Annotated in this window: 10 protein-coding genes; 2 read left to right on the top strand and 8 right to left on the bottom strand. The window is 24.1% G+C overall.

Features of this window, described 5'->3' with window-relative positions; genetic code table 11:
- Positions 1-122: 122 nt before the first annotated feature.
- The 3 genes from I2A66_RS05660 to I2A66_RS05670 all read right to left on the bottom strand — a co-directional run bounded on the left by I2A66_RS05660 (position 123) and on the right by I2A66_RS05670 (position 3,287).
- Positions 123-1,109 carry an asparaginase gene (locus I2A66_RS05660; RefSeq protein ID WP_195251182.1) on the bottom strand — a complete coding sequence of 329 codons (987 nt, stop codon included), beginning with the start codon at positions 1,107-1,109 and terminating at the stop codon, positions 123-125.
- Positions 1,110-1,266: 157 nt separating this feature from the next.
- Positions 1,267-1,647, bottom strand: a complete 381-nt coding sequence (locus I2A66_RS05665) for a hypothetical protein (RefSeq protein ID WP_122640165.1) — start codon at positions 1,645-1,647, stop codon at positions 1,267-1,269.
- Between the two features lie 206 nt (positions 1,648-1,853).
- Positions 1,854-3,287, bottom strand: coding sequence for a purple acid phosphatase family protein (locus I2A66_RS05670; RefSeq protein WP_195251183.1), 1,434 nt, complete (start codon positions 3,285-3,287; stop codon positions 1,854-1,856).
- Positions 3,288-3,519: 232 nt separating this feature from the next.
- Between I2A66_RS05670 and I2A66_RS05675 the strand changes: the two genes are divergently transcribed.
- The gene (locus I2A66_RS05675) at positions 3,520-3,969 is read left to right on the top strand and encodes a staygreen family protein (protein WP_147516241.1); all 450 of its coding nucleotides are present in this window, start codon (positions 3,520-3,522) and stop codon (positions 3,967-3,969) included.
- A 47-nt stretch (positions 3,970-4,016) separates the two neighbouring features.
- Here I2A66_RS05675 and I2A66_RS05680 read toward each other — a convergent pair whose 3' ends face one another.
- Positions 4,017-6,425 (bottom strand): PAS domain-containing sensor histidine kinase, encoded by a 2,409-nt coding sequence (locus tag I2A66_RS05680; RefSeq protein WP_195251184.1) that lies wholly within the window; start codon positions 6,423-6,425, stop codon positions 4,017-4,019.
- A gap of 184 nt (positions 6,426-6,609) precedes the next feature.
- On the opposite strand from I2A66_RS05680, the gene I2A66_RS05685 reads away from it, so the two are divergent.
- Entirely contained in the window at positions 6,610-6,807 is a 198-nt protein-coding gene (locus I2A66_RS05685) for a hypothetical protein (protein ID WP_195251185.1), read from the top strand.
- 595 nt (positions 6,808-7,402) lie between these two features.
- Here the strand turns inward: I2A66_RS05685 and I2A66_RS05690 are convergent.
- From I2A66_RS05690 to I2A66_RS05705, 4 genes are all read right to left on the bottom strand, one after another.
- Complete coding sequence (locus I2A66_RS05690) at positions 7,403-8,575, bottom strand: amidohydrolase (RefSeq protein WP_122640172.1); 1,173 nt, start codon at positions 8,573-8,575, stop codon at positions 7,403-7,405.
- Between the two features lie 293 nt (positions 8,576-8,868).
- Positions 8,869-9,009, bottom strand: coding sequence for a hypothetical protein (locus tag I2A66_RS05695; protein ID WP_164489043.1), 141 nt, complete (start codon positions 9,007-9,009; stop codon positions 8,869-8,871).
- 158 nt (positions 9,010-9,167) lie between these two features.
- Positions 9,168-12,431: a sensor histidine kinase gene (locus I2A66_RS05700; protein WP_195251186.1), complete on the bottom strand. Its 3,264-nt coding sequence runs from the start codon at positions 12,429-12,431 to the stop codon at positions 9,168-9,170.
- 240 nt (positions 12,432-12,671) lie between these two features.
- The gene (locus I2A66_RS05705) at positions 12,672-13,955 is read right to left on the bottom strand and encodes a sensor histidine kinase (protein WP_195251187.1); all 1,284 of its coding nucleotides are present in this window, start codon (positions 13,953-13,955) and stop codon (positions 12,672-12,674) included.
- Positions 13,956-14,042 lie beyond the last annotated feature (87 nt).

Below are 14,042 nucleotides of genomic sequence, written 5' to 3' on the forward strand. Positions count from 1 at the left end.
ATCAAAACCTATCTTAAGGTTTTTCTTTTTTTATGGTACTACAATATATATTGTAACACACATTAATATAAATAGATACATTTATTAATTTATATACTTTATTTGCTTGTTATAGCAAAATTTTAATACTTCTCAAAAACACCTTTTAAATATTCATATGAATTACTTTTTTCTAATGCTAATGAAAGTAATATTCGAGCTTTTAATGGTGTCAGTGTATAAGATGGTATAGTTCTATATTCTCTATCTATGCTATCCCTATCTACACTACCACTTGTAGCAATAGATGACCTTACAACTGCTATAGAGTTTTTAGTCATTTCTTTGATCTTACTTTTCCACCTTTTGCTTATCATACCACTACCTGATCCAGCTATAACAATTCCTTTATAATCGTGATTTATATAATAATCAAAAATATCAGAATCTAAATTAACATCAAAATACACTATACCTACTTTAGGTAATGAATTAATATTAGCAATATTAAATTCACTATTTATCGTATGAGGTTTTAATGATTTATTTATAAAGTTTATAATGTTATCATGTATGTATCCACAGCATCCAAATTCTTTTCCAGCAAATGCTTGTGGCCTAAATGTATCAATCTTTTGTACATCTCTAGCTCTTATAATATAATCTGCAAAAACTACTAAAACACCTTTTCCTATTGAAGCCTCATCAGATGCTACTAATATTGCATCATATAAATTGTTAGGGCCATCTGCACTATTTGATGTTGCAGGTCTCATTGCTCCCGTAATAACTACAGGTTTACTTGTTTTTACTACTAAATTTAAAAAAAATGCACTTTCTTCTAATATGTCCGTACCTTGTGTTATAACAAATCCATCTATATTATCTAATTTAGATAACTCATTTATTCGCTTTGCTAAAATTAATAATTTATCTATAGACATATCCTCACTTGCTATATTAAATATCTGCTCTCCATTAACTTTAGTAACATCCTCTATTCCTTTTATACTTTTAATAAGACTCTTTACCTTAAATACCCCATTTGTATATCCTAAAGTTTTTCCTTCATCACCTTGTGCTGATATAGTTCCTCCTGTAGCTAAAATATAAATCTGTTTTTTATTCATATCTGCCTCCACAACATATTAATTTGTTTTATATTATTTTGTGGCATTAATTTATTATTAAACATATTTTATTTACAAAAATAGAGCTTAATCTAAAAAGTTAAATAGATTAAGCCCTATTTTATGTAAATATTATACTTATTAATAGTACCTTTTATTATAATTCTGATTGTGTATCATCGTCAGAATCTGTAAATACGATTTCTTCTGTTATATTATTATTGTCTACAGATATTATTTCTTCTTGTATTTCTTTATTACTTATTTTTACTTCACTTGCTATATAGTTTAATTTTTTTATAGTATATCCTATCGCCCATATAGCTATTGAATAGAACATATACGGTACAGAACCACCTACTACATAACTTATTACACTTGCTAATTCATCACTTATTACAAGTCCTTGAGATACAAGACTTGATATGTATGTGTATGAGTTATAAAGTGTAAATATTGTGTAAATACCTAAAAGAACAGATATTACATATAAAATTAAAACTACTGAACTATTACCTTTTTTGTTACTTTTTTTCATAATTAATATTACTCCCTCTTAATTAATTTTTACTAACGAAATCTGTAAGACTTCTTTCATTATTTCACAAATACTATTATAATTCATTATCCTTAATTTAACCTTAAGTTATATATTATTTTTAAAATATTATACTAATAGAATTAATTTTCTAAAATAAATTTCTTAATATAATCATTATTACTTGATTTTATTATTCATCTTACTTAATTAGATTTATCACTTGATTTTATTATAGTATACGTCTGGTCTATTTTTTCCATAGTATCAGTTCTATATGTGCTTATAGATAAGCTTTCATCATCTATACTCACAGTAGAAAATGTTGGAACATTTTCTTGCCATCTATATGCTATATATGATTGTTTTCTCGATACATTTGGATAATACTTACTACCTGATGCTGAATTAGAAGTCATATATAATATTCCATTTGGATTTACTTCTTGCTCTAAATAGTACTTAAACTTATCATCACTTATATATGTATTACTTTTCAATTCTCCATCTTTTAATATTTTAGATCTTGAGTAAGCATGATCATGCCCTGTAAATACAACATCTATCTTATGACATTCAAGTATAGGCACTAATTCGTCTCTTAAATTTACTATACTCGGCTCATTAGAATGTATTCCCGAACCATATATATCTTGATGTACAACTACTATTCTCCACTTTGCATCTTTATTATCATTTAATACTTCTTCTAAAAATTGTTCATGCTCTTCTACATTTGTATTATTAGTATTTAACATTAAAAATATAGAATTACCATATCTAAAATAATAGTCTCCTCCACCAGCTGTTGAACCTAAACTACTTGTGTTTGGATTATTAAAATGATAAGAATAATTGCCACTTATTGCATCATGATTTCCTAAAGATGTAGCAATCGGTAATGACTTTAATATAGTGGGACTTAAAAACCCTGAATATTCTATTTCATTTCCTGTATAATTTAAAGATGCTTCTCTATCAACCTTTTTATTCCTACTTTGTATTTGATCACCAACTGAAAGTATAAAACTAGCATTGGGTGATTTTTGTAAAGCTTTATTTAAAGTATTATTCCAGTTAAATGTATCATTTCTAGTTGCTTTATCTTGACCCTGTTCTTCAAATTCACCTGAAGCAATATTTTTTAATGAAGCCCCAATTTGTGGATCTCCTACCAATATAAATCTAAACTTATCTACTGATTGTGTTTTATAAATTATAGGATCACTCCATTTCCTATCTGTACCATAACTATAATAGTATGTAGAATTCTTCTCTAAATTAGTAATTGTTACTTTATTAGATTTATATCCTGTGACTGCTCTTGATTGACTTCCTCTAAACTCTTTTGCATTACTCATATCAGAACTCTTACTTATTCTTACTTTAGGTGATGATTCTTTTTCTAATGAATACCATGCAAAGTTTAATTCTGATTCATTCTTACCTGGTGTAAGTGATAATTGAGTCCAATCATATTTTATTGTTTCCCATTGTTCACACCATTGTTGCCATCTATCATTTGTCTTATCAGCTTCAGTCCAGTTAACATCATCTGATGCGAATACGTATAAATTTGTTAATACTACAGCTAAGGCTATCATAAATATAGTTATAAAGTTCTTTTTTCTTAAAAACATGCTAAAAACCTCCATTTTCCACTGCTATGCATGAATCTTCATAGATATATTAGCATTCGTTTATTTAAGCTTATTTTTAACAAACTTTATATAAGCCTATTCATTATTTATTCATTATTAAAAATTATATTTTATACTATCTAATTCAATGAATTTCAAAATTATTAGTAACATTTATACTTAAAAGTTATATTTTAATTAGTGAGATATAATAACCAAGGTTGGTGATGATATGGATCTTGATACTAGTAAACTTGAAGTTAATTTTATGCCTCCTGCCACACTATATACTCCAATAAATGGTAGAATGTATACGCTTACACATTCGGATACTACAGCAATGAGGTTTTTAGATGTTGGAATTGATTATAATTATTCAGCTATAAATCAAGAACTTCGAGATGAATTATTAGGTAAATGGTGCTTATTAAACAATAATTCTTATATGTTATTTTTTTATGCTTTTATTGGAAATTTAGATTTTCAATCCGCTTCAAAAAAATATGATATTTTTAAATATCATATTCCTTCAGCTCTTGAGTATATTTTTTATGGTGATAGATATTTATTAAATCAATATAAAGAGCTTAAAAATACTCCTATCTATATAAAATTTGATTCTACTTTTCCTATGTTCAATAACTATGAATATTATGGTTTTATACATGATTATATGCTGTAGTTTTTTACTACAGCATATAATATAATTCACCTATTCCCTTATATATCTTACATTGACATACTATATATATCAGAAAACTCTATCTCACATCTTTCTACATGATTATACTTTCTATCAGCATCATAATCACTACATGTGCTTTTTTCTACCCTAATAGGAATGCTAAATGTAAACTCTGATCCTTTATTTACTTTACTATTTACACTTACCTTACCACCGTGCATCTCTACTAAATTTTTAACTAGTGATAATCCAATACCACTACCTTCATATTTCCTATTAAAAGATCCATTTACTTGTCCGAATCTATCAAATATAATATCTAATTTATCTTTTGGTATACCCACTCCACTGTCTTTTATAGAAACTAATATTTCATCCTCATTATAATTAATTTTAACTTCTATATCTCCATATTCTGGTGTATACTTTATTGCATTAGATAAAATATTTAACATTATCCTTTCTATTTTATCTGGATCACAATATGTAATTACTTCTTCAATGTCTGTATCAAATACAAGATTTATTTTGTTATTTTTCGTATATCCAGCTACAGATAGAGTTATATCTTCAATAATACTTATAATATTTTGATTACAACATCTAAGTTCATACATTCCTATATCCATTTTGCTTATGTCTATTAAATTGTTTACTAGTCTTAATAATCTATACGAATTTTGCCTTATATAATTTGTATGTTTTTTTAAGCTATCTATACTTATACTACCTTTTTCTATATTTTTATTAATTACTTGCATAGTACCTAGTATAATATTTATTGGAGTTCTAAATTCATGAGATATATTTGAAAAAAATTCATTTTTTATAATTTCTAACTTAACAGTTTCCTCTAATACTTTTTTTTCTTTTTCTATTTCTAACTTTTTAGTAATATCTCTTGCGGTTGTTATATATACATCATCTTCATATATATACTCACTACTCCATTCAAGATAAATATAATTGCCATTTTTATGTCTAAATCTTATAATATTTCTCGTAATACCTTTATCGATATTTTCTAATTTATTCTTACCTGCAAACTTTTGCAACTCTTCTTCATGAATAATATTTGTAATTGGCATGGATAATAATTCTTTTTCTGTCCATCCTAAAACATTGCACCAATTAGGACTAATTCTTTTCAAATATTCATCTCTTCCTACTATAGCTACTAAATCAACGGATACATTTAAATATTTTTCTAGCTCTCTTTCTGTATATCTTCGCTTTTTATTTTCAATTGATACTTCATATGAAAGTCTAATATTTTGAATTATCATGGCTATTTTATTACATATATGCTTCATATATTCATCGCTATTAAATTTAGGCTTATTTCCTTTACTATAACTTAATCCTATTATCCCTATGAATTCATCATATAATTCTATTGCATAGTTTCCAGAATAATCTATATCATCCAATCTATTATAATTAACAGTAGATGTATTATTTATTTTTTCTTTTTTAATTATTTTGTTAAAATAACTTCTATACTTATCTGAATACACTTCAGATTTACTAAAAGGTATGAAGTCTATATTTTTAAGATATATATTAGATTTTTTTAACTTTATAATAGGTATCAACCCTTCTCTTTCTTCATTATATAATAATATAGAAATTCCATCCGCTATAGTGTAGTTCAATATATGTTCTCCAATTTCACTTAATATTTTATTTAAATTATTATTATAATCTACATTGCTATAATCAATACTATGTTTATTTGTAAGTGAATTATAGTTTTTATACAACTCTTCTGACAAAGTTTTTGGTAAATTAATATTTTGAGTTGTAGCTATAATATACTTCTCAAATCCGTTTTCATCGTATATTGGACACTTATAACTTTCATACCAGTTTTCAGTATCCTCAAACTCTAATTTTTCATTAAGTATTTTAGGGCTTTTATTCTTAAATATTTCTTTATTATTTTTATCAAGTTCTTTACATATATTGTATTTCCAGTAATCATTACTATAAGATCCTATAATATCATCTCTTTTTTTATTTAGCATATCACTAAAAGCCTTATTTACATATAAATACTTCCCTTTCGGATTTACAATAAATGTTCCTATATTAATATTATCTAAAAGGTCTTCTAATATTTCTATTGTATACGGCCTTGAATTTATTTCTTTACCTATAATAAAAATATTTTTTTCATCATTAAAATTTTCTATACTTATTTTTGAATTAATTTTGATAGTATCTTTTGATTTAGAATAAAATTCTAAGATTTTATCTTTTGGGTCAGATTTTTTTACAATATTAATAATATCTTGTTTTGTTTCTATTAATATTTCATTTATATTCAAGTTTAATATATCATACTCACTATAATTTAACCTCTTTAAAAAGCTTTCATTACAAAAAATTATTTCTCCATTCTGTTTTAATATTATTATATAATCACTAATTTTATTGTATATAGATAACATATTATTCCCCTCTTGCTTTTTCATAACTATAAATCAATCCCACTTTATTACATATTTTACCATAAACTAATCATATATGTGTATTTATTAAATTACCATAAATGCACATATGATTACTTTTTTAATATATAGTATATTTTTATAAGTTTTTACCTATAATAAAAGTGAATTGGAGGTGATAAAAATGATAAATTCAAATAATAATAACTGTAGAAACAACAACAATAATAACAACAACAATTTTAGAAATAGTAGCAACAATAATAATAACAATAATAACTGCAGTAACAATAATAACAACCTTAGAAATAACAATAACAACAACAATTTTAGAAATAGTAGCAATAACAATAATAACAACTGTAATAACAATAATAGATAATTTTCTATATAGGAGTTGCTTAGAATTAATACATATTAATTTAAATCAGAAAGTGATACTAAAATAGATTGAGTTTAATTTTATTGTTACGTTTTGATTAATATCTAACAACTCATTATATAAAATTCAAATTATATAAAAATTTGTGTATATTTTTATATTTTTTTACTTATAATAAGAAAACAATGGAGGCAATAACGATTATGAATAATAATAACAATAATTTTAGAAATAACAACAATAACAACAATAATAACAACAACTTTAGAAATAATAGTAATAACAACAATAACAACTGCAATAACAATAATAGATAGTGCGTTTCCTAAAAATCTAATAAGAATTAATTCTTATTTAAAAAGTGATAACAAAATAAAAGGTGATTTTGTTATCACTTTTAATACAAAATGATTACAACATCTTATTTCCATTCTATTAATTTTTTATTCAATTTTCTTCTCTGTAGTATTTACCTTTTGTTTATATAATATACCTTTTAACACTATGTAAATTTGGTAAGTTTATAAAATATATTTATAAAAAATTAAAAGCAATAGGTAAATTTAATAAATACCTATTGCTTTTAATTTTTTAGCTAATTTTTAATACTTTTAGCTTCATAGACCACTTCACCATCAATTATAGTGTACATAGCCTTTGTAAATACTTCCATTGGATTTCCATTAAAAATTGCAATATCCGCATCTTTCCCTATTTCAATACTTCCAACTCTATCTGATACATTACATATCTCCGCCGCATTTATAGTAATAGATTTAAGACCTTCTTCTACTCCTAAACCTTCTCTTGCTGCAAATCCTGCACAAATAGGCAAATCCTGTATTCTTGTGACTGGATGATCTGTTGTTATTGCTACTTTAACACCAGCTTTGTGTAATATTCCAGCTGTTTTAAAATCTAAATTTTGAGTTTCTATTTTATTTCTAACAGCTAATGATGGACCAACTATTGCTGGAAATCCAGAATCTTTAATTTCATCTGCAATTAAGTGACCTTCTGTACAATGGTCTAAGGTTAATCTTATATTAAACTCTTTTGCTATACGAATTGCAGTTAAAATATCGTCTGCTCTATGTACATGTGCTTTAATAGGAATATCTCTATTAATTACAGGTAGCCAGCATTCTTTTCTAAACACTTTATCAAAATTATCTCCATTTTTCATTGCATTTTGTTTATTTTGACTATATTGCTTAGCATTAAATAATTCTTCACGTAAAAGAGCTGCTACAGACATGCGAGTTGATGGAACCATATTTTTTTGATTATAGTTTGTTTTTATATTTTCTCCAAATGCAACCTTAATTGCTGCTGGTTCAAGTATAGTCATATTATCTATTACTCTGCCATGAGTTTTAATGAATGCAAATTGTCCTCCTACTACATTTGAACTTCCAGGTCCGACCATAACCCCCGTGATTCCAGAAGTTATTGCAGTGTGAAAAGCAGAATCCATAACATTAATTCCATCTAATGCTCTTAAATATGGTGTGATGGGTTCATTTATCTCATTGCAATCATCACCTTCAAATCCTTTTCTTTCTTCTTTTATACCTATATGACAATGTGCCTCTATTATTCCAGGCATAACCCAGTAATTTTTTGCGTCTATTACTGTATAATCTTCATCAGTTATATCAATATTTTCGCCAATATCTATGATTTTTCCATCCTTTATTAAAATAGATCCGTTATCATATGTTTTACCACACATTGTCATTATTTTTCCGTTTTTTATTAATAACATTATTTTCATACTCCTTTATAAATTAGCTTATGTAATCTAACTTATTATTAAATAATCCTTATTTAATTTGTAAGTAAAGTTTAAAAAATAGTATATACCTGTGATATATACTATTTTTTATGATTTTAAATATAAAAATAGCTCCGTGGAAAGAATATAACCTTTTATATATAGGCTAATAGAATTAAAATGTTATTTGGGTTTCTCAAAATATGATTACGAATATATTATTTACAATCTTTTAGTTTATATTCAAATTCAATTAGCATTTTCTAATATTTATTTAATAGTAATTATTTATTAAACCAATCATTAGGAGAATTATTGAAGTAATTATGTGAGAATTCTATAACATTATAATCTTGAATACCATAAATTTTAAATGGTTCATTAGATAAATAATTATCTACATTTTCAATAGATTCTACTTTCATAATAAATACTCCATCACTTATATTTTTTAAGCCCAGATATTAGATTTATATTAAAATCAAATATCTTCAGACAAAAAATTAGAATTGCTAAGTTTTAAAAACTCAACAACTCTAATTTATTAAATATATCATATATAAATTTATAATTTATTATAAACTTAAACTATACTATCATTGTTACATTCTATATTCTCGACTATATTTGGAATTCCTATAGTAAATCTACTGCCTTTATTAAGCTCACTTTCAAGTCTAATATATCCACCATGAAGCTCTACTATATATTTAACAAGTGTAAGACCTATTCCACTACTACTTGATTTTATAGCTCCTGTTCCATCTACTTGTGAAAATCTTTTGAATATAAATTCTTGATCTTCTTTTGATATGCCTATTCCTGTATCCTCTATAGTTATTTCAATGTTATCTTTAACTTCTTTTATATATACCTTTATCTCTCCGCCTTCTTGAGTAAACTTAACAGCATTAGCTAATAAATTTATTATACATCTTTCAATTTCGATTTCATCACAATATATAATTTTCTCTTCTATATCAGGGTCTACTGTAAGAGATAATCCTTTATCTTCTATAAATTTACTCATATTAAGAGCTGCTTCTTCAACTATATAAACTATATCATTATTTTTTTTATTAATTTTATACTTACCTGTCTCTATTTTTGAACTATCTATAATATCATTTATTATTTTTAATAAGTTATCACAACTTTTACTTATAATATCCATATACTGATTAAGTTTTTCTTGTGTTATATTTTTACCTTGATTAAGTACATTTATTAACTGCACCGTTGAGGCTATAACATTTATAGGAGTTCTAAGCTCATGAGATAAATTCACAAAATAATTATTTTTGAATTTTTCTTGCTCTATTACTTCTTTACTTAGCTTTTCATTTTCTTTTAATTGATTATTTAATTTCATTGTCTTTTGATCGACTAAGCGATGTAATATTTTAACATAATTAAAAATATAAATAATTATTACAGCTGCTATAGATATATATATTATATGAGCTATAGGTGTCTTCCAAATAGGATTTTTTACTTTTATATTTATATTTGTTTCACTTGTTAGATTACCATGTCCATCTCTTGCTCTTAATTTCAAAGTATATTTACCAGGTTCTAAGGATTTCAAATTTAAACTGCTTCTAGAATCAACATATACCCAATCTGAGTCCATCCCTTCAAGCATATATTCGTATGTTGTAGTATTTAAATTTTCATAATTAGGTAAAAAGTAATTAATATATAAATCTTTATAATTATATTCTAATGTTATTTCATTTCCATCATATACAATTTTGTTTTTCCCTATAAAAATGTCACCAACTACTACTTCATTTTTATTCATCTTATAATTATCTAACTCATCAGGGTTAAAATATGTACATCCTTCTGTACTACCAAATATAATAATTCCATTTTCTAGCTTTATACTTGTATTTAAATTAAATTGATATCCATATAACCCATCCATTTTTGTAAATTTTCTAAAAGTACCTTTTTCTATATCAAATTTATTTAAACCTTTATTTGTACTTATCCAAATATCACTATAATCATCAATTATAATTGAATTTATAAAGTTATTAGTTAATCCATGTGCAGTTGTATAAGAAGTAAATTTATCTGTTTTTATATCAAGTTTACTAATACCTGTATTTGTTCCTATCCATAAATCCCCTGAATTATCAAAAGTCATACAGTTTATATAATCATTAATTAAAGAATCTTCTGTGGATGAATTATTGCTATATATCTTTATAATTCCTTTTTCTTTATGGTATTTAATTAATCCTGTATCAATTCCACCTAACCAAATAATATTTTTATCTTCCTTATCCTCTAGTATGTACTTTACACAACCTGAGTTAACTCCAATATTATTCATACTTTCACTATAATATGTTTTTTCTTTAGTATTTATGTTATAAGAATAGAAATCAGTTGTAGTTGCTACCCATATATCTTCTCCATCATTATATATATAGCTTAATTCCGAAGAGTAATCATCCTTAATTAGTATTTCTTTATATGAATTTTTTTTTGTATTAAAAGCTATTAGTTCTTTATTGGTTACTATAAGGATATATCTATTATCTATTTTAAATAAATTTTTTATATATCTATCACTTAAATTAAAATCTTCTTCTTCATACATTATCTTTTTACAATTTCCATTTTTTGAATCATATATATATATTCCTTTAAACTTACTAGCTACCCATATATCACCATTATGTTCTAAAATAGATACTATATTTTTATCTTCTACTTTATTAATATAATTAAACATAATATCGTCATTTAATATATTTACACCTTTATCTGTACCAATCCATATTGTACCGTTAAAATCCTCATAAAAGCAATTTATAACATTACTTGAAATTGAATTTTTAATATTAATATCTTTTTTGTATAATTCAAAAATACCCTTACTTTTTGAATACTTGATTGCACCATTACTACTAGATAACCATGTATTATTCTCACTATCAGTAAATATAATATTATTATAAAATCTTATTTCATTATCTTTAAAAATATAAATATCATTTATAATATTTTCTTTTATATTATATTCTTTTACACCTGAGCTATTAATCATATATAATTTATCTTTTTTATCTTCTCTTATGTTGTACATGTAAATACCTTCCTTAGTTGCTATCCACATATTACCTAAATTATCTTTTGATATGTAAGAAACAAATAATCTATCTTTATATCTTTTATCTTCATTTTTATATATTTTTAAATCTTCGCTTATTGTGTTAATTCCTTGTTTAGTTCCAACCCATAAATAATTATCTTCCCCTTCTTCTAAACAAGTTATTGATGAACTAATTAATGAATTTGGATTATCCGGATCATGATAAAAAGCTTCAATAGTTTCATTTTCAATATCAATTTTCATCAAACCATTTTCTGTACCAACCCACATGATATATTCCTCATAACTACTTTTTAGTAATGAGGTTATTTTTAATTCACCTAGTTTGTATTTATCATCTCTATCCTTCATCCTTATAATAGTATCTGTATCTGTATCTGTATCTAACAAATCTAATCCATGATCTGTAGCTATCCATATATTCCCATTACAATCTTCTTCTATGTCAGTTATATATGTTGAACTTAAAGTATTTTCATCCCCAGAAATACAATTATATATTTTTATATTTTCACCATCATATCTATTAAGTCCATCTTTTGTTCCTATCCACATATATCCTTTACTATCTTGAAAAATTGATGTTATATCTTCGTTTGATAGACCATCATCAATGGATATATTCTCAAATTTTGCATTACTTAATATTTCTGCATATGATTTTATAGGTAATAGAATATTAAGTAAAATAATTAATATAAAAACTTTTAATCTCATACTTTTTTAACCCCACATTATTAAACTTACTATATATTCAAAACATTCTCTCTTATAAGATTCTACTTTATTTGTCTTAATTTAATTTAAAATTGTCGTTAAATGACTTTTTTAGTATCTAAATTGTACTTCTTCTACTTTGTTATGTTGTTAAAGTTTATATTAATTATATAAAAAAGATACCCTGCATGCTGAGTATCCCACTATTATCATTATATAGTTTTAATTTTATAATTATTTTTATTGTATCATAATATATGTAGTAAATATGCTACCTTCATGTTTTCTATTTATATATCCATTGTACTTTTTTACTGTTCTATCTATTTGAATTATACCAATACCATTAATTCTTTTATCTTTTATAGTAACAAATTTTCCATTTACCTCATTTACATAACCATTAGTACTATTACTTATCTTAATTATTAATCCTTTATCTTCTGAAACTATTTTTAAATCTATAAATTTATCTCCTTCAATAATATCACAAGCCTCTATAGAATTATCCAAAAGATTTCCTAGTATAGTACACATATCTAGATTAGTAATACTTATATTTGAATTTATTTTTATATCTAAATCTATTTTTATTTCCTTTTCTTTTGCCAATTTTACTTTACTTATTAATATTGAATTTATGGCTACATTTTCTGTATATATTTGGGGATCTAATCTATCAATTCTAGTATCGATTTCCCTTATATATGAAACAACTTCTTTTTTAGAGCTAATTTCTAATAGGCCTAAAATCATATTTATATGATTTTTAATATCATGCCTCCATCCTATTACTTCTGAATACATAGATTCTATTTCTTTGTTGTGTATTTCACGATCTAATTCCATTTTTAATATAAATTTTTCTTCCATCTCTTTTGATAATATATTTAAAATATATATCGATAGTAACTGAATAATATATAAGCTAATTATAATAATAGCCACATTTAGATTCGTTTTTCTTAAATATTTAATTAAATCAATCTGAACTATAAATATTAATATATGGTTTAAAAATAAAATTAGCCCCCCTGTAAGCAATATTTTATCTTTTATATATCCTATAAGATTCATATTGTCTATTAATTTAAATGTGAATAAAAACTGAAAAAACCTATTAGTAATCATTGCTATACTTCTCTTATAACTTAAGTTTATCATTAGCTCAATTAATGTTACATTAAATAATTTTGAAAATATCATATACCCTATAAAAGAATTCATTAATATGGTACTAATATAAAATGAAAATAAAAAAATTTTTTCTGGCAATCTACCTCTTCTAAATAGTAAAGGATAAATTAATATTAATATGGAGTAAGTAGAAATAAATAAAATTATTTTATAACTATCCATATTAAAAATAAGATTATTTATATTTAATGAAGATATTAATGTATAAAATATAATCATAATTACTGTGTTAAATCTACTATATTTTTCATTTTTAGGCTGCAAATTTTTATTAAAGAAATATATTAATATATTTGCACCTATAAAATCTCCTAATTTTTCAATCAAGTATAAATCAGTCATAAATCTATCTTAATCCTTATTTTTTTAATCTAATCTTTAAAACACTACTTGTACTTTTAACTTATTTATATT

Source organism: Romboutsia sp. 1001713B170207_170306_H8 (assembly GCF_015550495.1).
GTDB lineage: Bacteria > Bacillota > Clostridia > Peptostreptococcales > Peptostreptococcaceae > Romboutsia_E.